Here is a 24,917-nt window from a genome sequence, read left to right as displayed (position 1 = left end):
ACTGTAATCAGATTATTGTTTTACTGGCTCCCTGATAACTGGTTAATCTCTGGATGTTTGTTTCGAAAGAAACATGACGATATGTTTAACTTATCATATCTTTTCCTCCATAGACGTGCTGGTGGCGGCGGTTTGTTTTACAAAGTGTACAGTTCAAGTGCATTCGAAACGAATTGTCGTTACCAGCCTCCCACAAATTCTATATCTCCTGTGTGCCATGACTTCATATGAATGGCGGTCTGTCGTCGGCATGTCTGATCAGGACAGGCTAATGACGCCACCAGTCAGTTTTCAGGCATTTCTGCAGTACGGGCTTTCGGGACAGAAAACGAACCGGTCTGCACGAAGTTGTTCGGGATGAAATATATTACCCCGCTAAAAAAGCATATTTACCCAGGTGAGGCAATCTGTCGCGTGCGGCATTATGCCGCATTGATTGTTGGGGTTTTTTACGGGATAGTGGAAAGCATTCAGTGTTTGATTGTAATCAGATTATTATTTTACTGGCTCCCTGATAACTGGTTAATCCCTGGATGTTTGTTTCGAAAGAAACATGACGATATGTCTAACTTATCATATCTTTTCCTCCATAGACGTGCTGGTGGCGGCGGTTTGTTTTACAAAGTGTACAATTCAAGTGCATTCGAAACGAATTGTCGTTACCAGCCTCCCACAAATTCTATATCTCCTGTGTGCCATGACTTCATATGAATGGCGGTCTGTCGTCGGCATGTCTGATCAGGACAGGCTAATGACGCACCAGTCAGTTTTCAGGCATTTCTGCAGTACGGGCTTCGGGACAGAAAACGAACTGGTCTACACGCAGTCTTGCGGGATGAAATGTACAGCCCAGCCCAGCCTGAAAATGTACATTCTGCCCGGTGCGGCAAAATGTCACATTGATAAACAGGTTATTTTCGGTAATAGTAAAAAAAGGATCAGAAACAACAGACGATAACCGGTCGGTCGATGGAGTTCCGAATCGATGATCGAATGATATTGCTGATCCTTATGTATTGCTGTTTATTGTACTCATCCTCCATGGAAGCGGTGCGGGGCAGGGCATAAGATTAACGGTAGATCCAGTTTAATTTTTTGGATAGCCCTCTATCGTGAGCGGGATCAAATCCGGGCCTCGAGTGCCTGTCTACGCCGTTTCCACCCTCGTTATGAGCATTGTTTGTTCCAGTTCCATTTGTATTGTCAGTCGTGCGTCGTTTTTATTCAATCAGTAAGCGTAAGTGCGACACTATGTCACATTGTTTTTTCTTCTTTTTTGCGCCATAGTAAAACGAGTTCGACAGGAAACGCATCAGCAGACCACATGCATTTATTTGTGTTTCGTTCGAATTAATATGTTTACAGCTCTCTCTCTAAGGTTGGTTGCCTGCAGAATGCTGAAGTCGATTGCCACCGGTTTATAGTTGTATTGTTGTATCGCCGGTCACGATGACAGTGCTGCTGGCAACTGCCTTTCCAGCGTCTGGCAGAAGTGTCTGATTCAAAGTCGAAAAGATCGAAAACTAGCGGGTGCGACAATATGTCGCATTGCTTTTACATAAGCTTTATATAAAACTAAAAATAGCTGTTGTTGCTGCAACTCAATGATACAAGTGCATGGTTGCACACATGCCATGTAAAGCCACAGCAAAAATATTTTCAAGCTTAACCAACATACAAACAATGAAGAGATGACCGGGTTATCACGATAACTGACCCTCACTTTTATGGGAGAGAGAAAAAAAATGATGAAACTGAATAAAAGCCTGTTAACGGCGTCAATTGCTTCAACCGCTCTGCTGGCAGTTGCCAGTCAGAACGCACTGGCACATACCCGTCTGACTGTTACCAGCACGGTAGAAAGTTCGTCGTCGCATGGTACGTCACAAACTGCAATAAACATACCGCATGGCTGTGGCGATAATTCTGTAATCGGTAATGTTTTTTTTCTGCCGGACACCAACACAGCACCACTCGTACAGACTTCCACTGATAATTTCCAAACATTCGAAACACCCGAAGGTGCAAACGCGCTGAACTATATCGTTAATCCACCTTTTATTCGATTGATCAAGAGCCGGGATGTGTTTGAGATGCAGGATCTTATAAACGATCCTCTGGGTAACCCGCTGGGTTTCTGGGCAGCAGGCGGAGAACTACCGCCAAGCAACTGGGTCGCTCAATTACCGTTCAAAATAACAGCGGTTGCCATTCAGCCGGATTCCTGCGCAAATAAAGTAGTTCTGGTTCCTGCGATCGCCAATGTCTGTAATCTGACAACAATGGCGGAAATCGACAGCTCGGACTCTGATAATCCAAACGTTGATTTCTGGACTGCCCCCGATGTCGGATCTTCATTTGACGCACCATCATGGAGTTATCCTGCCACATATACAATTGAGCGTGATCTCGAGAACAATCCGTTGCCCGAAAGCTGTGGAGAAGGCCTTGCTGTACGGATCATACCGTCAGCGGAACAAGTGAACCGCGACATGCCAGTCAAAATAGACGGTCAACAGGTCTGGCCGCTGCCTTAATTCCCGTTGCCGGTAGAGAACCGGCTGAAAATTAGTGGTACCAAAAATGGCTGCCTGATAATTCAGGTGGCCATTGTCGTTTTCAGAAGCATGTAATTTTCAAATGCGATATTTTGTCGCGCTGCACTTTGCGGTATATACCCTGATGCTGGCTGTAAGTGTACGCAGCAACACAGTCCAGATGCTTTCATGAATAACCCGCACGACGCACTGATAAGTGTCCAGCTGTTCAGTTTGACGCTGTACGCGCAGTACATGTAAATATGATGCAGACTGACTGCTGCAAGCATTGAACCGTTATTCTGCGTTGTAAATGTGAAGATTTACATTTCCATTGAAGATAATTGTGAGATCACTGACGTAAATGAATTCGGGGAAGACACAGTTGAATTATGGACACATACAGGCATTGGCACACCATATGATCGCGACCTGCTTTTCGCTGTTAATGCTGGAACCGATCCCGGTCCGGCTTCATTCACCATCAATCGTGACCTGGCAAATAATCCGCTGCCCGAAGATTGTGCAAAAGGCGTTGCAGTTGAATTGAAACGTTCAGCGGCCCAGATCAATTATGATATGTCAATCAAGCTTGACGGATAGCAAGTGTAGCCGTTGCCATAAGCGGCTACTACGCTGATAGATCACTTATAAAAATCCTGAAACCGATCACATTGATAGATATCGCCTATATTCATAAGGTTATTTCGGGTGCGACATTTTGTCGCATTGCTATCCAAACGATTGATAAGGATAATCGGTATTAATTATTAAACCATGCCGTTTTTGTTGATTTGCAACAATACAAATCGATATGGCCACACGGCTGTAACGGCAGCAGATGGAGTTTGCAATGCAGAATCGATTTATTTCTAAATTTTCAATCAGACTTTATTTGACGCTATATTTACTGGTTCATGCAGCAAGCAGCAGCGCGCATGGTGGTGGCGCAACATTGGATGCCGCGGGCGTGTCCCGGACGTTTACCGCCGTGGTGCTGGTTTCCTGTTTTGATGACGATAACGGACCCGCAGAAAATCTGATTGCCCGCGTACGTGATAATTCACCGCCGGTGCCGGGATTGCTCGTCAATTTACAGCTTTTCAAAGGTAATAAAGCAATCAGTATCACCGATACTGTTTCCGGCGATGCGGACTACAGTCCATATGTAACGCTACACGGCGGCCCCGGCGTTTATTATATGATCATCACCAAAACAGATGCCGGCGCGCGCTCGGTTGATGCCGAGTGGCACTGTCAAACGGTCGACAACATACATACAGGAACAGAGATATCAATATCTCAATTTAATTAAATATATGAATTATTGGTGGCCCGTTTGCCTTATTCGTTTAATTGAGAACCTGAAAATGTCTGTGGTGAAAACAGTAACCCAGGTCGTGGACACAATGATTATTCTCATCATGACGATTTTGTTTTCCTGCGTTTTTATGGCGACAGGAGCGGTAGCTGCACAGCTTGCCAACGAGATGTCGCCCTCATGCGAACTTACAACACTCGAAGGGGAACCGTTTGGAAATGTGCAGGCATTAAAAGGCGAAGTTGTGTATCTGGATTTCTGGGCATCCTGGTGTCCGCCATGCGTTGAATCTTTTCCGTTTTTGAACCAGTTGCATCATGAATTTAGCGAACAAGGATTGCGAATTATCGGAGTGAATCTAGATGAAAAAACCGCAGACGCCGATGTGTTTCTAAATAAATATGGCGCAGATTTTACCATTGCAGCGGATCCCACTAGGCAATGCGCAAAAAATTTCGACGTGATTGCAATGCCTTCATCGTACCTGATCGACCGCGAAGGTATTGTACGTTATATTCATCGCGGTTTTCGCTCAGGAGAAACGGATAAAATCCGGATAATCGTTGAACAGCTTTTAAAGCATCAGCCCTGATGGCCCAATCATGAAGATAAAACAGTTTATTATAATTCTATTAACATCAGTTACGTGCGTGTTGGCATCGGGCTGTGCGCAAGTGCCGGTATGGGAACGCGGACATCTTGCCAAGCATCAAATGGCTGTTGATCCGTATCCATTACAAAATCACATTCAACTGCATAATTATTCAAGTCGGGAAGCTGCTGCCAGTACCCATTCCTCCGATGGTGGCGGAGGTTGCGGATGCTATTGAGTATTTCCGATTTAAATGGCCAAAAAAAACAATAAGCCAAAAATAAGCCTGAAGCGTGTAGTTAAATCGATTGCCAGCAACAAACCAGTTTCCGGTGGAAGGCAACCTGGCTCTTCAGTAGCGGCTGTCGGTTCAAGCAAAGCGTTGCAGGCGCTGACTTCGGCTGCAGTCATGCTACCGGGTCTGTTGCTACCGTCTGCACAGGCAGCAGATGGTGATCATATTAATTTTCAATTTAGCCGCTATCAGGAAAGCAAGCGCAATCTGTTTGGCATACCAAACAGTCAGAATCCGATTCGTGCGGATGTCCTGCACGGCAGTGGCTTGTTTACCCTGACTGACCGTGCCAAATTCGCGTTTAGTTACACACAGGACATCTGGTCCGGCGCAACACCGATTGTCACTTCGCCATTAGCAGCCAATCCTTATAGCCCGATACGTAGAAATACTTCGTCGGGCGCTGTTGTTGCAGGGGCATCGCCTCTCATGAATCCATCGGAGGGAGTGCTCCTTGACCGGAATTTGAATCCTCTTCAGCGCGATACAGGCATGCAGGATACCCGCTCTGTGTTGGTGCTTGCTACAGCGTCACCAGAAACACGAAACCAGGCCAATTTCAGGATGGGCTACGAATGGGACGAGGCTGAAATCAATGCCAGCGCGGGTTTTTCACTGGAGAACGATTACAAATCCAGCTTTGGCAACCTCGGCGGCAGGCTGGATTTCAATCAGAAACTGACCAGTGTCAAATTCGGCGCCGGTTATACCAGCAGCAATATCAGTGCTATTCTCGACCATGACGCCTCGCCGTATCTGACCAAGACGGCTTTCAGCGATCAGATCCAGCGCCGGGAAGATGGTGCGGAGATTTTGCGTGCTGAACGCCAGGACTGGGCGGCAAATATCGGTGTCACCCAGGTTCTCACAAAGCATTCGTTGGTTGACGCCAATTTGGGTTACACGCACAGTAATGGTTATCTGGAAAACCCTTATAAAGCGGTAACGGTAATATTTGTCGATCCGGAGGTGTTGAACAACGGCCAGACAACACCGATACTGGGTGACGTACGCGCCTTGCTTGAACAGCGTCCCGGTCAGCGCAACCAGTTTGCTTTCAGCACAAAATATATTCAGCACATCAGCCCACTGGATGCCGCGCTTCATTTGAATTATCGGTTCTCTACCGATGACTGGGGAATCAATACCAATACATTCAGTGCAAACTGGATTCAACCGTTACCGGGCGGCTGGACGTTAACGCCAAGAATTCGATATTACTCGCAGGATTCTGCTGATTTCTATCAACCTTATCTGATTACGCAACAAAATTTTTCCACTCAGGCAGTAGATAGTCTGGGCAGGGATATCTGGGTTGACAGTACTAATCCTGATATTGAATATGTCAGGGACGAGAACTTCAATTTACTGGACAGCGAAGGCAATATTGTTAACGTTTCGGATGTGCAACCCAAAACAATCCCTTTCGATGCCGGCAAACTGCCGGGTGATTTTTCCAGCGATCACCGGCTGGCGGGGTTTGGCGCATTGAGCGGCGGTGTTACGCTGCGTAAAGAGTTTGCCAAGGGTATTGCTCTGGAGGCCGGGTTCGAGTATTACACGCGAGCCAGTTCAATGAAGCTGGGTAGCGATGGCGGCAACAGCTTTGCAGATTTTAACTATTATGTCGCGAATGCTGCATTGACAATTAATCCCGGGATTATGAGCCTGCCGGGCTCAAGCGGTCATGCGCACCACCATGCACATACCGGTAAAGATAACTCCCACAAACATAGCCGTCATCATCTTCAGCCGGCCGGCCTGATGTTTGCACACATGCTGGACAATCCGGGTGAATTCATGGTGGGGTACAATTTTATGTACAGTCGCATGGGGGGCAACATGCTGCACGGCAGCAACACTGTCAGCGATCCGACTATTGTCAGCGAGGGCTGCAGTTCTGAAATTTTATGCACCTTCAAGCCTGCGGAGATGGACATGCGTATGCATATGCTGGACATCATGTATGCGCCGACCCGCTGGCTCAATCTGATGCTGATGCCGCGTTTCATGGATATGGAAATGCATCTGCAAGAGCTCGAAGGCAGACCGCCCCCTGAGCCGGGTGAACATCAGCATTTTGGCGGCCATACGACTGGCGTAATAGGCGACACATTGATTGCATCATTGATCAAATTGTATGAAAGGCAGGGTCACCGTGTTCACGCGGGCCTGGGAATCAGCGCGCCAACGGGAAAAACCGACTTGCAGATACGGCGGGTTTTCAGGGTCGATGGTGGAGCGATACATTTTGGTATGCAACTGGGCAGCGGTACTTGGGACTTTGTCCCTAGTCTGACCTATACAGGTGAATATAATCGCTGGAACTGGGGTGCTCAGGTCAGCGGTATCAAACGTATGGAGAACCGGAACGAATCGGGATATCGCCTCGGCGATCTTTTTCAGGCGACGGCATGGGGCGGATTTGATCTGACGTCGTGGCTGACTGCTTCTGTTAGGGGCTTGTATACATTACAAGACCGGATCCACGGTGATTTTAACATATTAAATGCGCGCATCGGTCCTATGGATTTTCCAGCCAATTATGGCGGACAGTTTTGGAATGTCGGATTTGGTGTAAATGCTGTTATACCCGATGGCCGGTTTGCAGGGCATCACTTCGGCTTTGAATGGTTACAGCCCGTGCACACGGATGTCAACGGGTTTCAACTGGATCGCAAGGGCGCACTGACAGCGTCATGGAGTTACCGGTTCTGACCTTTGGGCGGTGCTTGCCACAGTGTGTTGATGGGTACGCCGAACAGTGCGATAAATAGCTATGACGCGACTAAAATATTATCCGTTCAGTTTCAAGGCAATGGGTTCCCCTTGTTCGATTCAGTTGTATGCAAAAAGTAAAAAAAAGGGGCAGAATGCTGCCGAAGCAGCCATAGCAGATATCAGCCGGCTTGAATCACTGTATTCCCGCTATCGTGCAGACAGTTTTTTATCAAAAATCAATCGGGTAGCTGCAAAAGCCGGCAGTATTTCTGTCGACGACGAAACGGCCGGTTTGCTGGATTACGCTGCAACGTGTTACCAGCAGAGTGGTGGGCTTTTTGATATTACTTCGGGCATATTACGCCAGGTATGGGATTTTAAATCCAACCAGTTGCCGACAAATGCAGAAATAGACCAGATAAAGAAAAGAATTGGCTGGCACCGGTTAAAATGGGAACGTCCGGTTTTATCGTTTGGTGTGCCAGGAATGGAAATCGATTTTGGCGGTGTAGTCAAGGAATACGCTGTTGATAGGGCTGCTGCACTGTGTTTTGAAGCTGGCATCGAACATGGTGTCGTCAATTTAGGTGGAGACATCAAGATTATCGGTCCTCATCCGGACGGTAGTCCATGGCGAATTGCAATTCAGCATCCACGCAATCCCGATGTGGCACTGAAAATCTTGTTGCTCCAGTCCGGTGCACTGGCCAGCAGCGGCGATTACGAGCGATGTATCACTATCAACGGCAGACGTTATGGCCATGTGCTCAACCCAAAAACAGGATGGCCTGTCAGTCATATGGCTGCGGTCAGCGTCGTGGGAGAATTCTGTGTCGTTGCAGGCAGCGCGTCGACCATCGGGATGTTGAAGGAAGCGCTGGGGGCGGACTGGCTGCGAGATCTTGGATTGCCGCATTTATGGATAGATACCAAAGGGGGGACGGGCGGTTCTTTGCTAGATGCCGAGTGACGTGTAAAGACGATGCAGGCGGCGTTGAAGTGATGATGCATCAATACGTACATGGTTAGAAACATTCACCTCCCAGTATTATAATTTTGTTCATAATGTGGATATAAACGGGTAACCAGCAGCATTAAAGCCGCCGCAGTGACAATAGCAAAGATCGTGCCATAGATCAGCAGCAGCCAGTTATCCGGTTTAAGTACGCCAAGCATGACAATCAGGAGCAGGATCGGCAAATCAAGAAAATGTGTAAATGTTGGGATGTTTTGTGCGCGGGTCCGCCTCAGTTCCGGTGTGAACTTAGCTGTTTGCAAGGCTTTCTCTGCCAGGCGGTTTAACCGGACAAAATAAATGCGAATCACTGTGTTGCCTTCAATAAATTCAAAGATGAATAGAAGCACCATGCCGGCAAGCCATGGAGTATGAATGAAGCTCCAGCCGTCATGGAAAACAGCGATCAACCAGCTGCCCGAAATGAGCAACATAACTGCGCCCGGTACGACTACTGCATCGTAAAATATGCGATGTTGCGTACGGATTCCGAAAAACGGACCAATTCGCTGGATTGGCGCGATCGCATATCGTGTATCCATACGCCGATTAAACCGCCGCCAATCAGAATGGCGCCGATGATATGTGCCAGTTTAAGTAATTCATAAATCATTTTTTAATAGTGTATATGAATAAATGATTTAGCTCTTGCGCTTTAATCATGCTTGACGACGTTCATGCATCAGTTTAAGCCTATTGATCACTGTTTATAACACTTTTAGCAAAAAACAATACAGAGTGATCTAGGTACTTTAGGCTACAATTGAAGTTTGAATATTGAACTATATCTTAATCCAGATGGAGTTCAACCAATGAATGATCGACAGGAGTTTGCATATAATGACTGAGTATATCCTATGGTTTGATCAGCTGAAGATGAACGATGTGGGGCGCGTGGGTGGTAAAAATGCTTCACTCGGAGAAATGATTTATCATCTTTCTCGGGCCGGGGTCAATGTACCTCCCGGTTTCGCGACGACGACTGCGGCTTATCAAGAATTTCTGGAGGCCAATCAGCTTGTCGATCGCATCAACAATGTACTGGATTCGCTGGATGTCGACGATATCTCTGCGTTGACCGTAGCGGGCAGGACAATACGTGAGTGGGTCTATCAATCGACTATGCCGGACAGCATTAGACAGGCAGTCACACACGCCTACGAGAAACTGACTGCTGACTTTGCGGACAGTGAAGAAATATCATTTGCTGTACGTTCTTCTGCAACTGCTGAAGACCTGGAGGACGCCTCGTTTGCCGGACAGCAGGAGACCTTATTGAATATTAGCGGGCTGGATGCGTTGTTTGAAGCAATCAAAATTGTGTTTGCCTCGCTCTATAACGACCGAGCCATTGCGTACCGGGTACATCAGAATTTTCCACACGACAAGGTGTATTTGTCGGCTGGAATCCAGAAAATGGTGCGCAGTGACCTGGGTGCCAGCGGCGTCATGTTTACACTGGACACTGAATCCGGTTTCCGCGACGCTGTTTTCATCACAGCGGCATACGGACTTGGAGAGACCATTGTTCAGGGTACAGTCAATCCGGACGAATATTATGTGTATAAAACCGGATTGAGAGCTGGGCGACCCGCGATACTTTCACGGCGTATGGGTTCCAAGGCTTTAGAAATGATCTACGCTGGCAGCCGCGTTCCCGGTGAAGCGGCGACACTAATTCGTGATGTTGATGATGAGCGGCGCAAGCGATTTGCCTTGTCAGACAGTCAAATTGAGGCGTTGGCGCATCAGGGGCTGATCATCGAACAGCATTATGGCCGCCCGATGGATATTGAATGGGCGCTGGACGGAGTGGATGGTCAGTTATACATTGTTCAGGCTAGACCAGAGACTGTAGAAAGCCGGGACAAGCCGGTCATGGAGCGTTTTCGACTGGTTGACAAAGGTACAGTACTGGTTGAAGGGCGCGCAATCGGACAGAAAATAGGCCAAGGGGCCGCGCGCCAGATCATGAGCATTGATCAAATGCACGAAATTCAGCCTGGCGACGTGCTAGTCACTGATATGACGGACCCGGATTGGGAACCCATTATGAAACGTGCTGCTGCTATCGTTACCAATCGTGGCGGTCGTACTTGTCATGCCGCTATTATTGCAAGAGAGATGGGTATCCCGGCGGTAGTCGGCTGTGGCGATGCAACGACCAGCATTCGAAATGGCGCTGCTGTGACGGTTTCCTGTGCCGAAGGCGACACGGGTTATGTGTATGAGGGTAAGTTAAATTACGAACATAGCAGTGTCAGTGCTGGGGAGCTACCTGAGCTTCCGGTTAAAATCATGATTAATGTCGGCAACCCGTCATACGCATTTTCATTTTCCCGTATTCCCAATCATGGCGTTGGTCTTGCACGACTGGAATTCATTATCAGTAATACCATTGGTGTGCATCCGAAAGCACTGCTTGAATTCGACCAGCTTCCAGATGACTTGAAGAGGGAAGTCGGCAAACGCGCCGCCGGTTACAAAAATCCCGTCGATTTTTATGTTGGAAAACTAACTGAAGGAATCGCTACTTTGGCAGCCGCATTTTATCCGCATCCGGTTATCGTGCGAACGTCTGATTTCAAATCTAACGAATATGCAAATTTGATCGCGGGTGACCGGTATGAACCTCATGAAGAAAATCCCATGATTGGTTTTCGCGGCGCTTCCCGTTATTTTTCCCCCGATTTCAAGGATTGCTTTGAACTGGAATGCAGGGCGCTGCGCAAGGTGCGTAATGAAATGGGGCTGACCAATCTAGAGGTCATGATCCCGTTCTGCCGCACATTGCAAGAGGCCGAACAGATTTCAGCGCTGCTGGCATCGCAGGGACTCGAACGTGGTGCTAATGGTCTGCGATTGATCATGATGTGCGAGATTCCATCCAATGCATTGCTTGCAGACGAATTTCTGCAATTTTTTGATGGTTTTTCCATTGGATCAAACGATATGACGCAGCTGACGCTTGGTATTGACCGTGATTCGGCCCTGATTTCACATGTGTTCGATGAGCGCAATCCTGCGGTAAAAAAATTGCTGAAAATGGCGATAGATGCCTGCCGCAAACAGAACAAATATGTTGGTATCTGTGGGCAGGCCCCTTCGGATTATCCGGATTTTGCGCATTGGCTTTACGATCAGGGTATCAGCAGCCTCTCGCTCAATCCGGATTCGGTTATGCAAACATGGCTTGATTTGGCAAAAAACCGGCATGAATAAGCAGCAGCGGACCGTTTTCTATCTGTCTGACCGTACTGGAATAACCGCGGAAACACTTGGACACAGCCTGTTGACGCAATTTGATGGTATCGCATGGGAAGTCGTCAGCGTACCCTTTCTGGATGATATCGAAAAAGCCCGGACCGTATCGATAAGAATCAATGAAGCTGCCGAGCAAGATGACTGCCGGCCACTGGTATTCAGTACGCTGCTAAATCCTGAAGTACTTGAGGTTATCAAACAGTCCAATTGCCGTATTTTTGATTTCTTTGAAACGTTTATCCGCTCCATCGAGGAGGAGCTGCACCTGCCGTTTGCCCGCATGGCCGGTCGCTCTCACGGGTTGCAGCATCATTTATCGTATTTCAAGCGGATTGCGGCCATTAATTACGTACTTGCTCATGACGACGGTATCAGTCCCAAGCACTATGCCGAGGCTGACATTATTTTAATTGGTATATCCCGTACGGGAAAAACGCCCACATGTCTGTACCTGGGGTTGCAATATGGAATCGCTGCCGCCAATTATCCGTTGACACCGGATGATATGCATAGGCATGCTTTGCCACAAGTATTGGAAAACGTTAAAAGCAAACTATTCGGACTGACTCTGAGTGCAGCACAACTGCACTCAATCCGTAGCGAGCGTCGTCCGAACAGTCAATACGCATCGCTTGAACAGTGTGAGAAAGAAATTCAGTGGCAGGAATCGCTGTTCCGTAAATGCAGCGTTCCATATCTTGATACGACGCGGATCTCGATAGAGGAAATCAGCGCGATTATACTGACGCGCTGCGGTCTGAGGCGCCAGCTGTACGGATAAAACAAAACAGGGTAATCCATATCTCATCATACTAATGCGCATGGTCGTCGGGTGGCGGCATGATTTCACTCTCTTGGTTGAGCAGTGCCAGTTGTTGTGTCAACGCATTGATATTTTGCCAACCGAAGCCTTCAAATTGCGCGTTCCAGCGCGCACGTAAATAACCAAAACGGTCAATCATGAATTCCATATGTACAGGTAGCAAACCAGCGCCGTTTAAGTCCGGCACAGCTCTGACCCGCCGATAAAGCAGGTATGTGTCGGTGATTTCTGCAGAACCTTCCGTGACAACCGGGAAAGGTGCAAGATCGCTGATTTCCTGTAACTCCTGTTGATCGAGCTTTTGCATCGGAATCGCAAGAATCTCAGCATTATGATCCTGTGTTACACGCTCATACGCATGTTTGAGCTGAATCAGTCGTTGCTGCGACTGCGGCCAGGAGAAAAAAACCAGTATAGTATTCTTGTTGTAACGAAAATCCTTAAGATCGCCACTGCCGCCGCCACTGGCTGAGTAATAAAAGACTGGTGCAGCAATAGCCGGTACTTCAGGAATAATCATGGTGCCGAGCAAACGAGCATCAAATCCGCGTGACAGGGCATGCAGGAAATTGACCACATCCCAGATTTCTTCATCGGTCAGAATATTGGCGAAACCTGGCATACTGGTGCCAGGTACACCACGTGCTATCCAATGATAAAAATTGCCAACGGTGTGCCGGACCGTGTGCGGTTCAGTAAGCAGATCGGTCGGGCTGGTTGATAATGTCTGGGCGAGTCTGCCGTTGCCTTTACCCTGTGGACCATGACAATCCGCACAGTGTTCGGCAAACAGATGCGAGCCATGCGATATTGACAGTGTATCAAAGGGAATTTGCGGTTTCATATAGGTTTCAGGATAGGCTTCGATTGTGATCGGTGGCAGCGCAACGGCCATGGCAGCAACAGCCAGCGCGCTCGGCAGAAAAAATTTATTTTTCCAGTTCCAGCGTAAATGCATGCCCATCCAGACAAGACATAGCGCAATCGAAAATAATAGGAAACCGGACCAGAACAATACTTCATCAAGCGATTCTTCCGAGGTGCTGTCAAATGCGAATCGGAAAGGAAACGGCCAGTGCTCGATGATTGTGTGCTTGGCAGGCAGTGTGTTGGCCAGAATTGTGGCTACAAACATCAGCACCAGGGCCAGTAGTAATTCCAGCCGTATCCATTTTCTCAGATGAGCGATACCCCGCCTGATCTGATCATTGATATCAACCTGTGAAAACAGAGGCAGCCATGTGGTACGCACCTTGTATGCAATGGCCAGAATGAACATCAGCATCATCAGTTTCAGATTTAACAACCAGCCATAGGGGCTTGATACCAGGGTATGATAATCATCTTCTATCATACGATCGGTCACGATTAATCCAGTGACTATCAGTAACACCATAACCGGAAGCGCCATGTCGGAGAATTTCTTCAGAAATGTGGCATTGAGTACACGAGTGACTTTGTCAAATTCTCTGTTACTGTTCAGAATAATCAACATAAACACAGGCAATCCGCCAAACCATATTCCGGCCAGCAGTATATGCAGCGCAAAAGGCGCGATAGAAACAAGCGACATTTCATCAGCGCTTGAATGGCTGACAAATGTCCCTGCAATCAAGGGTAATGACGCGAACAAAGCGCAAACGCCATAATGCCAGCGTGCCCGGTTTTTGCGTAACAATCCGATAATTACAATGAACAGCATTGCAGCCAGTATGACACGGATCAACGCGATAAATCCGACCTTGGTCTGCCAGATAAACTGCTGCCATGCTGCAGGATCCAGAGCATTGGATACATCACCGGTTGCTTCTCCAGTTGTTGACGCCAGAACAACGATCAGGCCAACTACAACCAGCGCCGCCAGCCAGGTAAAACCCTTTTCGAGCCGGGAAAGCCATGAAGATGGAATCTCAAGCACTGTTTTTTTCTGCCAGGTGATGGCAAGAAAAAAACAACTGCCAAACAAAATCAGATTAGCTGTTAATTGCGCCCACCGACCCAGATTAGATACAAATTCGAACATAATAAATATCGTGGTTTTGCTTTATCGTGCAGATGCGGATAAATGTATCCACGATCAGGCTGAAGATAAAAGCCATACAAGCCACTGTTGAAGACAAAATGTGTGATATTTTACCTTGAGCGGATGGATATTCAAGCAGGTTTAGCGTTTAACCGAATGTTGTTTTATATACAGGCAACAGATTATTATTGTGCTAGCCTGTTGCGTTTATTGCTTTGCCAAACTTTAAACTTTAGTAAAATAGCAAGCCAGATTAATTAATACGAAAGAAAAAATATGTCAGAAATAGCAGACGTGGCAGTTATTGGTGGCGGTCCCGGCGGATATGTTGCGGCGATTCGCTGTGCGCAGCTTGGCTTGAATACAGTGTGTATCGACGCGTGGAAAAATGCGCGCGGTCGCGCAAGTCTCGGAGGAACTTGTCTTAATGTCGGTTGCATTCCTTCAAAGGCCTTACTCGAATCTTCGGAGCAATATTTTCAAATCCAACATAAAATTTCGGCGCATGGTATTCAGGTAGAAAACGCTACAGTGGATGTGCCGGCGATGATTGCCAGAAAAGACAAAATTGTTACAACGTTTACCACTGGTATTGCTTCCTTATTTAAAAAAAACAAGGTTAAGTCGATGCTGGGTACGGGAAGACTCCTCAAGCGCACTGATAAAGATGATACCTGGCGTGTAGAAGTCAATGACGGTGAGAATAAGCAAACAATTCAGGCCCGATATGTCATAGTAGCTACAGGCTCGGTACCACGGCAATTACCGATGATTGACATTGACAATGAAAAGATACTTGATAACGTCGGCGCATTGGATTTGTCCGAGGTTCCAGCGAATCTGGGGGTGATAGGTGCAGGTGTTATAGGCCTGGAAATGGGTAGCGTCTGGCGTCGTTTGGGTTCGGAAGTGACAGTGCTCGAAGCCATGCCCGATTTTCTTGCCGCTGCCGATGACCAAATCGCAAAAGAAGCAAAGAAAATCTTTTCCAAGGAACCAGGCCTGGCTATCCATACGGGTATTGAAATAGAATCTATTAAAACCAGTAAAAAATCCGTTACAGTTCAATATCGGGATGCAGACGGAAATGAGCAGAAACTTGAAGTTGACAAATTAATTGTAGCCATTGGCAGGGTGCCGAATACTAGGGACCTGGAAGCCGATGAAAGCGGTCTTGATCTGGATGAGCGCGGTTTTATTGCTGTAGATGAGTACTGCCAGACAAATTTGACAAATGTTTATGCGGTAGGTGATGTGGTACGTGGACCCATGCTGGCGCACAAGGCCTCGGAGGAGGGTGTAGCCGTCGCCGAGGCCATAGCGGCCAGAGAAAAAGGGCATCAGCTCAAATCAACCGAGCCAGTCAACTTTGATACAATTCCGTGGGTCATTTACACCGCTCCTGAAATTGCCTGGGTAGGCAAGACTGAGCAGGAACTCAAAAAAGCAGGCGTTGCATATAAAGTCGGTCAATTTCCTTTTATTGCCAACGGCCGTGCACGTGCTATGAATACCACATCCGGTTTCATAAAAGTAATAGCAGATGCCGATACAGATCGCATACTTGGTATTCACATGCTCGGCCCACATGTCTCGGAGCTTATTTCCGAAGCGGTGATGGCTATGGAATTTGCTGCCAGCAGTGAGGATATTGCCAGCATTGTACATGCGCATCCTTCATTATCAGAAGTATTGCATGAGGCCTCACTGGATACTAACAAGCGGGCGCTGCACATATAGTATAGGTATATTGATTTACGATTGTTGCACTTTCAGGTACGGTAATGTCGCTTGTAATATCGGCTGTTTTGTCAGCTGAAAAATGCTGGAGAATGTAAAACGGCTATAGATAAAATTTATTATGTATAGCCGTTTTAAAAATCATTGTTGTCCTTTAAGGAAGGCAATTCTGGCTGTTTGGATCAACGCCGCAAGACCAGCGCAATTCCCTGATACCTGCCGTTTTATTGAACAGGTAATCCGCTTTTAATTGCTTGTTCTGCTCGGCTGTCAGGGAGGCGCGTTCTGGTATGAAGCGCGCATCGCTCCAGAACCGCACTCTGCAGAATTCGTCCTCGCCCTGGCATAAACGGGAAATAGCGTTGCTGTAAACAGTTTTGTCGGTATGCCGTTTTTGTTCAACAAGTACCATGTTTACTTTTTTTCCTGATTTGCCCAGTTCGGCGATGAGCACGGTTTTCCATCCGTTTCCGCTTTCCAGTTCATTTGTTTCCTCTGGTTGCGCTTCTGTCTCGGCTTCAACAGTATCAGAATTTTCTTCTTTTGTACTGGCAGAAACCGTAAGGGGAATGCTCAGCGCCAGAAATAAAAGAACGTAAGCTATATTTTTTTTCATAAAAACTCCGTAACTAAATTTTACTTTCACCTAAATTGCTAGTGAGAGATAGTTTTAAAATCAATAAGCTGAAGTACGATGTGCAAAACATTGATTTTACACTGTACATCATTAGCAGCCGAAGTATACCCCCAAAATATAATGTTGCACAGTTCATTGTTTTTCGATGCAAAATAAAATAAAAATACCATTCTCGATCAAGTTAAAATAATCGGCGCCAGAAAACGCTTGATATTTGCCCCATCTGTCTCAATCCGTTGAGATGAAGTGCTTTTGTGAACATATTCGCGTTAGAATGGACAAATTAATAACACGGATAGTATTTAAATACTCTTGATATTATAATGACGGGTTTTTCATTCTTTGTTCTTTGCGATTTTCGCCAATTGCTTATACATTAAATTTTCATGCAGCTATTTGCCTTTGGTATAAACCATAATACAGCACCACTGGATGTGCGCGAACAGGTGACGTTTCCTGAAAATGCCATGGAAGATGCCTTGCATGATCTGGCCGGTCGTAATCAAATTAAAGAAGCGGCTATCGTTTCAACCTGTAATCGTACAGAGGTCTATTGCAGTACGGATAAACCTGAAGAAGCCATGAGCTGGCTTGCAGATTTTCATCATTTGTCGGCGAATGATCTGGAACCTTATTTGTATAAACTGATGCGTGAACATGCTGTTAAGCATGCGTTTCGCGTTGCCAGCGGTCTCGATTCCATGGTTCTGGGCGAACCACAAATTCTTGGGCAGCTTAAAAGTGCTGTAAAGTCGGCAGAAAACGCGGGCACATTAGGAATGCTGCTACATAAATTATTCCAGCATACGTTTTATGTAGCGAAGGAAGTCCGTACATCGACCGAAATCGGCACGAATTCTGTATCCATGGCTGCTGCTGCTGCGCGGCTTGCTGAGCGTATTTTCGGTGAAATAAGCGAACAACGCGTGCTGTTTATAGGTGCCGGTGAAATGATCGATTTATGTGCCAGTCATTTTGCATCGCGCAATCCCCAGAATATCACTGTCGCAAACCGCACCATAGAGCGCGCTCAGGCACTGTCCAAGCGCTTTAACGCCCGAGCGATTACACTGGCCGATTTGCCTGAGCAACTGGCTTTGCACGACATCGTCATAACCTGTACAGCCAGTCCGTTGCCGATTCTTGGAAAAGGCATGGTTGAAAGGGCTATAAAAACGCGTAAACACCGACCTATTTTCATTGTGGATCTGGCGGTGCCACGGGATGTTGAAACAGAAGTTTCCGAATTGGACGATGTTTTTCTGTATTATGTAGATGATCTTTCAGATATTGTCAAAGAAGGCATGGACGCGCGGCAAAGCGCAGTTGCACAGGCCGAAACGATTATTGACAATAATGTTATCGATTTCATGCGTTGGCTGGAAACGCGTGAACTGGTTCCGACTATTCGTGCTTTACGTGACCAGGGTGAACGTTATCGACGGCATGAACTGGAGCGTGCCAGCAAGCTTCTGGCCAAGGGCGAAGATCCGATGAAAGTCATGGAATCCCTAAGTCAAGGCCTGATGAATAAGTTTCTGCATGTTCCATCGAGTTCATTAAATCATGCCAACGCTGCAGAACGCGAGCAACTGGTTGAACTGGTTAACAGGCTTTATCAATTGCATCGGCCGCAATGAAATCCAGCCTGACCAACAGACTCGAACGGCTCAGTGTGCGTCTGGAAGAACTCAATCAGCTGTTGAGCAGCGAGACTGCAACTGATGATCTCGATAATTTCCGCAAATTGACACGCGAACATGCTGAAATAATACCTATAGTAGATTTGTATCATGCATATCAGCAAACCGAGCAAGATATTAAAACTGCCAGGGAAATGTCAGATGATCCAGAGATGCGCGAATTTGCTGAAGCAGAAGTGCAGTCAGGCAAGGATAAACTTGCAATAATCGAGACTGAACTGCAGAAACAATTACTTCCCAAAGATCCCAACGACGACCGTAATATATTTCTGGAAATTCGAGCGGGAACTGGTGGCGACGAGTCTGCGCTTTTCGCCGGTAATCTGTTTCGAATGTATACGCGCTATGCCGAAAGACAAAACTGGCAGGTTGAAATTATTTCTCAAAGCCCGTCGGACGTGGGCGGCTTCAAGGAAATTATCGCCAAAATAACGGGGCAGGGTGCTTATTCACGTTTGAAATTTGAATCCGGTGGTCATCGTGTTCAACGCGTACCCGTCACCGAGACGCAGGGTCGCGTTCATACCTCGACATGCACAGTTGCGGTAATACCGGAAGCGGATGAAATCAGTGAAGTGGAACTGAATCCGGCTGAATTGCGAATTGATACATTCCGTGCATCGGGGGCCGGTGGTCAACATATCAATAAAACCGATTCTGCAGTCAGAGTTACCCATTTGCCGACCGGTATTGTGGTGGAATGTCAGGATGGCCGTTCGCAGCATAAAAATAAAGCGCAGGCGATGAGTGTGCTGGCGGCACGAATTCATGCAAAGCAAATGCAGGTACAGCAGGCCGAACAGGCAGCAACCCGGAAATCGCTGGTTGGAACAGGAGAGCGCTCGGAGCGCATACGCACATATAATTTTCCACAAGGGCGTGTAACAGATCATCGCATTAATTTGACATTGTACAAGATGGATCAGATTATGGATGGTGATCTCGACGAAATATGTTCCGCATTGATGGCCGAACACCAGGCAGATCAACTGGCTGCCTCGATGGAAGAATAATCGTACGTTTCTGTTATTTGTTTATTCCAGAAAACTGTGTTGAATCCAATTTTACGTGAGCAGTGCATGCTAACCGGTTTTTCCCTGACCATTCAGCAAGCACTAAACTGGTCATGTCGAAAAATTGATTGGGTTGACGCGCGTGTGTTGTTGCAGCATGTGTTGAGAGTGAATCACGCATTCTTGATTGCACATGCAGAAAACAAAATGGCTATGGGAGATATCGAGCAATTCCTGAAACTGGTTTTGCACCGCGAACAGGGTATGCCCGTTGCTTATCTCACCGGTGAGCGCGAATTTTTTGATCTAACATTCAAAGTTTCTCCTGCAGTGCTGATTCCGCGCCCCGAAACCGAGTTGCTTGTAGAAATCGCGATCGCACACATACCAAAGTCACAGCCATGCCATGTGCTTGATCTTGGCACCGGAAGCGGTGCAGTTGGCATAACCATAGCCAAACAACGGCCAGTGGCGCATGTGACCGCCGTGGATGTCTCAATGGATGCCGTTGAGATTGCCCAATGGAACGCCAGGAAACTCTCTGTGGATAATATACATATCATTCAAGGAAACTGGTTTGACCCACTTGCAGCAAACATAAAATTTGATCTGATAGTATCCAATCCACCCTATGTCGCCGAGAATGATCCACACCTGTCACGAGGAGACTTGCGTTTCGAGCCCGGCTTGGCGTTATCAACTCAGGATAACGGCTTGGCCTGTATTCGCCATATAATCTCAACTGCACCCGTATTTCTGGTTGACGGGGGCGAATTGTTATTGGAACATGGATATAATCAAGCTGTAGCCTGTCAGCAGTTATTTAAAGGAAACGGATTTCGAAAGATACATTCGCATTTGGATCTGGCGGGGATAGAACGCGTTAGCGGTGGCAGTTACAGCCATAGTGGTTAAACCGGTTTGCGGTTTGTGCTGACCTGATATAGTGATGACCGGGCTCTATAGCAGCTGTCATTATCAATCAATTACTGTAACAGATAATTTTATTAGTAAAGTTTTTAAATAATAAGGAGCATATTAAAGATGAACGTAGAAGACACTATTGAGCACCAAATCAAAAACAATCCCGTAGTGTTGTATATGAAAGGGTCGCCCGAACAGCCGCAGTGCGGTTTTTCAGCAAATGCTATAAATATTCTCAATGCCTGCGGAGTGGAGAATCTTTTTACCGTCGATGTACTGCAGGATCAGGAAATACGTCAGGGCATCAAGGATTATTCAGACTGGCCAACTATTCCTCAGCTTTATGTGAAAGGCGAGTTTATTGGTGGGTCAGATATTCTTACAGAAATGTACCAGAATGGCGAACTGCAGAAATTGTTTGAGGATAGCTGATAAAAAAACTGTATTTGCTAAATGAAAGATGCGGCCACAGTATTGGCCGCAGCAGCGACTATCCAGTAACGGACAAATTTTCCAGCAGCCATGAATAACAGGGCCGGCAGCCAGTTTATTCTCAACCAACCGGCAGCAACGCATAATGCATCACCGATCACCGGGGTCCACGATAGTAAAAGGATGGGCGCGCCATGGCCATGTACCCAGTCCAGACTGCGTGAGCTGCCACCGGTTTTTTTCAGCAAGGCTTCTTTGTCAGGCAGTAAACGACCAATTAAATAAGAACTCATACCACCCAGCGTGTTACCAATGGTTGCCAGAATCATCGCACTCCAAAGCAGATCGGGGTATGCCACCAGAACACCGACGAGAACGGCCTCTGAACCACCTGGCAACAACGTTGCGGCCAGAAAGCTGCTGGTAAATAGTGCGAGCAAGCTTGATTGTTCATCCATAAGGTTTTTTCAGTAAAAAAGAGTGTGAGTTTACTATACAAATCCCGGTTGTAATCCGGTTTTGAAGTAATGACGTATTAATCCTTAAGTGCATTACTGGCCGATTGCCGGCCGACCTGCAAAAATTTCATGATATAGGGTATAGAGTTGTCGCATGTTCTCATGGCCAGGAACAGCTGTTGAGAGAGACCGCGCTTTCCGATTGGTTTTTTTATCAGTTTCAATTGTTTCATTTTTATGTCAGCCAGCCAATCCGGTAAAACACAGACGCCACGGTTTAAAGCGGTCATCTGAAGCATGATTTCGAGTGACTCAATTCGTTTTATTTTTGCAGGTTCAAGATGAGCAGGTGTCAAGTAGCGCGTTAAAATATCCAGTCGATCCATTGAAACCGGAAAAGTTAAGAGGGTTTCTCGGCTCAAGGCCTTCGGTGTCAGCAGTTTTTCTCCTGCTAGCGGATTATCGGGGGAAACCAGCAGCATGAGTTCATATTCAGCTAACGTTTCGTAATGAATCATTTCTTTTTTTATCAAATCGGGGGTGATTAATAGATCAATGTGGTGATTTAACAATCCCTCCAGCCCCGAAAATTGAAATTTTTGTACAATGTCAATGTCAATCTCTGGCATTTGCCGCATAAATTGCCCGATTACAGCGTTCAGCCATTCAAAGCAGGGATAGCATTCAACACCGATGCGTAGAATACCGCAACGCCCCTCGCTATAGGCTGTGAGCGTTTGCTCAGCCTGCGACAGTACCGGTAACACCTGATTTGCCACATTCAGTAACAATATTCCAGCCTGTGTCAGGCGCAGATTACGGCCTTCTTTCTGCCATAAGGCAATACCCAGTTTTTTTTCCAGATAATTGATTTGATGAGAAAGCGCTGGCTGGCTCAGGCACAACCTGTTGGCAGCTTCAGTTAACGTACCGTTTGTATGCAAGGCCTGGATAATTTTCAGATGACTGTGTTCAATCATTTATAAATAAACCTAATCAGAATAATAAAAATCATCATTATTATGCATCATTGTTTGTTTGTACAATTGACTCATTCTTTTGAAAAATAATATGGTGATGAAACAATGGTAACAACACACAACCTTGGATTCCCGCGTATTGGCAAAAAACGGGAATTAAAATTTGCTTTAGAAGATTACTGGAAGAAAAGCATTTCGGAAAAAGATTTATTTAAATCAGCGGTAGGATTGCGTAGACAGCACTGGACTAATCAATCAAAACTGGACTGGGTGCCCGTAGGGGATTTTTCGTTGTATGACCATGTGCTCGATACCAGTTTCCTGCTTGGTAATATACCCGATCGTGTTTGTTCACGACCTGGAGACAGGCTGGATTATTATTTTCGGGCGGCCAGAGGTCGAGCGGCTACGGATAATGCAAGTGAATACAGTGTTAATGCATGTGAAATGACCAAATGGTTCGATACAAATTATCATTATATCGTTCCGGAATTTGACAAAAGCACAGCTTTTTCCTTGCAAGCCGGGCAATTAATCGAACAAATTAACGAAGCGCGCGCACAAGGCTTCAAGGTAAAACCTGTTATTCTGGGGCCGGTGACTTATCTATGGCTGGGCAAATCGAAAGACGGTACCAATAAACTGGGTTTGCTTGATAACCTGGTCAGCGTTTATGCTGAATTACTAACAATGCTTGAGCACATCGGCTGTGAATGGGTACAGATTGATGAGCCAGTACTTGTTCTGGAACTTGATCAGGACTGGCAGCATGCTTTGAGAAAAGCCTATTACCAGTTACAGTCCATACCGGTTAAATTAATGCTGGCGACATATTTCGGGGAGTTGCAGAACAATTTGCAACTGGCGTGTGAATTGCCTGTAAACGGATTACATATTGATGCGGTCACTGCCGCAGATGAAGTGGCAAAAATCATCGACTGGCTGCCGAACCACAAGGCCTTATCTTTGGGGATTATCAATGGTCGGAATATTTGGAAAGCCGATTTGAATCGATTGCTGGATTGGCTGGAACCAATACATTCGGCATTGCAGGATCGCTTATGGCTTGCGCCGTCGTGTTCGCTGCTGCACGTACCGGTTGACCTGGAGAGCGAGCAAAAACTGGAAATTGGAGTTCGCTCCTGGCTTGCGTTTGCAATACAAAAACTGGACGAAATCGACATACTGGCAAAAGCTTTGAATCATGGCAGAAACAGTGTTTCGTCCCATTTAGAAGAAAATTCGATTGCTTTAAAAAGCCGCAGGCAGTCAGACCGTGTGCACTTGTCAACAGTGCAGGCGCGTATCAGTGAAATCGATGATACAACGGCGGGCAGAAAATCACCTTATCAAGAACGTGCCATACAACAACGCAGGAAAATTAAACTACCCTTTTTTCCAACAACGACAATTGGTTCATTTCCGCAAACACAAAAAATTCGTCAGGCCAGACTCGATTTACGGCAATCCAGGCTGTCAGAAAAAGAATATCGGGCGTTGATGCAACAGGAAATAGAGACGTGTGTGCGCGAGCAGGAAGCGCTGGGGCTGGATGTCTTTGTACATGGAGAACCTGAACGCAATGATATGGTAGAGTATTTTGGTGAGCAATTGGCCGGTTATGCTTTTACTCAATTCGGATGGGTGCAGTCTTACGGGTCTCGATGTGTCAAACCGCCGGTTATCTACGGTGATGTTGCTCATACACATCCAATCAGTACCGAATGGATACAGTATGCGCAGTCACTAACCAGCAAACCAGTAAAAGGTATGCTGACTGGACCGGTTACTATGCTCAACTGGTCATTTGTGCGTGATGATCAGTCCAGAGAACAAACCTGTCTGCAGCTGGCTTTAGCTGTTCGAGATGAAGTGCTCGCGCTTGAGAAAGCAGGGATTGGTATTATCCAGATAGATGAGGCTGCTCTCAGAGAAGGTCTTCCGCTGCGTAAATCACAATGGAAATCCTATCTGGATTGGGCTGTACGTGCGTTTCGCATTGCCGCCGGTGGTGTTCAGGATACAACCCAGATTCATACACATATGTGTTACTCCGAATTCAACGATATCATTGTAGCTATCGCCGAAATGGACGCGGATGTGATCACTATTGAAAATTCCCGATCGGATATGGAACTCTTAACTGCTTTTGATCAGTTTCTATATCCCAATGAAATCGGGCCCGGTGTCTATGACATTCATTCTCCGAACATACCTTCAGTGGAATCAATTATTGACTTGATGAAAAAGGCCGCACAACGGATACCCATTGATCGATTGTGGGTTAACCCGGATTGTGGTTTAAAAACACGCAGCTGGGATGAAGTCAGGCCGGCGCTGCGGAACATGGTTACCGCGAGCCGGCATCTGGCGAGCCATTTCAAAACTTTCAGAGTCAGCTAAATTTGACTTGGTGGTATTAATTAGCGATGATATGCA

The 24,917-nt window shown here is 46.6% G+C and carries 19 protein-coding genes and 1 pseudogene; 15 read left to right on the top strand and 5 right to left on the bottom strand.

Annotated elements, in window-relative coordinates; translation table 11 throughout:
* Positions 1-1,745 precede the first annotated feature (1,745 nt).
* From BMX44_RS11030 to BMX44_RS10995, 7 genes are all read left to right on the top strand, one after another.
* Positions 1,746-2,537, top strand: coding sequence for a hypothetical protein (locus BMX44_RS11030; RefSeq protein ID WP_090632946.1), 792 nt, complete (start codon positions 1,746-1,748; stop codon positions 2,535-2,537).
* A gap of 315 nt (positions 2,538-2,852) precedes the next feature.
* On the top strand, positions 2,853-3,140 hold the full coding sequence (locus BMX44_RS11020; protein WP_090632940.1) for a hypothetical protein: 288 nt from the start codon (positions 2,853-2,855) through the stop codon (positions 3,138-3,140).
* Positions 3,141-3,390: 250 nt separating this feature from the next.
* A complete protein-coding gene (locus BMX44_RS11015; protein ID WP_143056928.1) occupies positions 3,391-3,852 on the top strand; it encodes a hypothetical protein in 462 nt (153 codons plus the stop codon).
* Positions 3,853-3,907: 55 nt separating this feature from the next.
* A complete protein-coding gene (locus tag BMX44_RS11010) occupies positions 3,908-4,450 on the top strand; it encodes a TlpA disulfide reductase family protein (protein ID WP_245738910.1) in 543 nt (180 codons plus the stop codon).
* Between the two features lie 58 nt (positions 4,451-4,508).
* On the top strand, positions 4,509-4,688 hold the full coding sequence (locus BMX44_RS11005) for a DUF4266 domain-containing protein (protein WP_245738909.1): 180 nt from the start codon (positions 4,509-4,511) through the stop codon (positions 4,686-4,688).
* Positions 4,689-4,703: 15 nt separating this feature from the next.
* On the top strand, positions 4,704-7,463 hold the full coding sequence (locus BMX44_RS11000) for a DUF3570 domain-containing protein (protein WP_090632933.1): 2,760 nt from the start codon (positions 4,704-4,706) through the stop codon (positions 7,461-7,463).
* Between the two features lie 61 nt (positions 7,464-7,524).
* Positions 7,525-8,436: an FAD:protein FMN transferase gene (locus BMX44_RS10995; protein WP_090632931.1), complete on the top strand. Its 912-nt coding sequence runs from the start codon at positions 7,525-7,527 to the stop codon at positions 8,434-8,436.
* 65 nt (positions 8,437-8,501) lie between these two features.
* On the opposite strand, the pseudogene BMX44_RS10990 reads toward BMX44_RS10995, so the two are convergent.
* A pseudogene (locus tag BMX44_RS10990) lies at positions 8,502-9,094 on the bottom strand (DUF2269 family protein).
* A 227-nt stretch (positions 9,095-9,321) separates the two neighbouring features.
* Between BMX44_RS10990 and ppsA the strand changes: the two are divergent.
* Both ppsA and ppsR read left to right on the top strand, forming a co-directional pair.
* On the top strand, positions 9,322-11,703 hold the full coding sequence (gene ppsA, locus BMX44_RS10985) for a phosphoenolpyruvate synthase (protein ID WP_090632929.1): 2,382 nt from the start codon (positions 9,322-9,324) through the stop codon (positions 11,701-11,703).
* Positions 11,696-12,526: a posphoenolpyruvate synthetase regulatory kinase/phosphorylase PpsR gene (ppsR, locus tag BMX44_RS10980; protein ID WP_090632927.1), complete on the top strand. Its 831-nt coding sequence runs from the start codon at positions 11,696-11,698 to the stop codon at positions 12,524-12,526. The genes ppsA and ppsR overlap by 8 nt, the downstream gene beginning before the upstream one ends.
* A 31-nt stretch (positions 12,527-12,557) precedes the next feature.
* Here the strand turns inward: ppsR and BMX44_RS10975 are convergent, their stop codons facing one another.
* Positions 12,558-14,591, bottom strand: coding sequence for a CopD family protein (locus BMX44_RS10975; protein WP_090632924.1), 2,034 nt, complete (start codon positions 14,589-14,591; stop codon positions 12,558-12,560).
* A gap of 276 nt (positions 14,592-14,867) precedes the next feature.
* Here BMX44_RS10975 and lpdA point away from each other — a divergent pair, with 276 nt between their 5' ends.
* Complete coding sequence (gene lpdA / locus BMX44_RS10970; protein WP_090632922.1) at positions 14,868-16,331, top strand: dihydrolipoyl dehydrogenase; 1,464 nt, start codon at positions 14,868-14,870, stop codon at positions 16,329-16,331.
* 154 nt (positions 16,332-16,485) lie between these two features.
* Here lpdA and BMX44_RS10965 read toward each other — a convergent pair whose 3' ends face one another.
* Positions 16,486-16,947 carry a hypothetical protein gene (locus tag BMX44_RS10965; protein ID WP_090632919.1) on the bottom strand — a complete coding sequence of 154 codons (462 nt, stop codon included), beginning with the start codon at positions 16,945-16,947 and terminating at the stop codon, positions 16,486-16,488.
* 407 nt (positions 16,948-17,354) lie between these two features.
* Between BMX44_RS10965 and hemA the strand changes: the two genes are divergently transcribed.
* The 4 genes from hemA (at position 17,355) to grxD (ending at position 21,040) form a co-directional block, all read left to right on the top strand.
* Positions 17,355-18,608: a glutamyl-tRNA reductase gene (gene hemA, locus BMX44_RS10960; protein ID WP_090632917.1), complete on the top strand. Its 1,254-nt coding sequence runs from the start codon at positions 17,355-17,357 to the stop codon at positions 18,606-18,608.
* A complete protein-coding gene (gene prfA / locus BMX44_RS10955) occupies positions 18,605-19,684 on the top strand; it encodes a peptide chain release factor 1 (RefSeq protein ID WP_090632915.1) in 1,080 nt (359 codons plus the stop codon). Before hemA ends, prfA begins: the two co-directional genes overlap by 4 nt.
* A gap of 66 nt (positions 19,685-19,750) precedes the next feature.
* Positions 19,751-20,599, top strand: coding sequence for a peptide chain release factor N(5)-glutamine methyltransferase (gene prmC / locus BMX44_RS10950; RefSeq protein ID WP_090632912.1), 849 nt, complete (start codon positions 19,751-19,753; stop codon positions 20,597-20,599).
* Between the two features lie 129 nt (positions 20,600-20,728).
* Positions 20,729-21,040 carry a Grx4 family monothiol glutaredoxin gene (gene grxD / locus BMX44_RS10945; RefSeq protein ID WP_090632909.1) on the top strand — a complete coding sequence of 104 codons (312 nt, stop codon included), beginning with the start codon at positions 20,729-20,731 and terminating at the stop codon, positions 21,038-21,040.
* Positions 21,041-21,057: 17 nt separating this feature from the next.
* Here the strand turns inward: grxD and BMX44_RS10940 are convergent, their stop codons facing one another.
* Positions 21,058-21,498, bottom strand: a complete 441-nt coding sequence (locus BMX44_RS10940) for a YqaA family protein (protein ID WP_090632906.1) — start codon at positions 21,496-21,498, stop codon at positions 21,058-21,060.
* A 77-nt stretch (positions 21,499-21,575) separates the two neighbouring features.
* The gene (locus BMX44_RS10935; RefSeq protein ID WP_090632904.1) at positions 21,576-22,478 is read right to left on the bottom strand and encodes a LysR family transcriptional regulator; all 903 of its coding nucleotides are present in this window, start codon (positions 22,476-22,478) and stop codon (positions 21,576-21,578) included.
* Between the two features lie 105 nt (positions 22,479-22,583).
* Between BMX44_RS10935 and metE the strand changes: the two genes are divergently transcribed.
* Positions 22,584-24,881, top strand: a complete 2,298-nt coding sequence (metE, locus tag BMX44_RS10930; protein WP_090632901.1) for a 5-methyltetrahydropteroyltriglutamate--homocysteine S-methyltransferase — start codon at positions 22,584-22,586, stop codon at positions 24,879-24,881.
* The last annotated feature ends 36 nt before the right edge of the window (positions 24,882-24,917 follow it).

Source organism: Nitrosomonas marina (genome assembly GCF_900110145.1).
GTDB lineage: Bacteria > Pseudomonadota > Gammaproteobacteria > Burkholderiales > Nitrosomonadaceae > Nitrosomonas > Nitrosomonas marina.
This window is presented reverse-complemented; position numbering and strand designations above follow the sequence as displayed.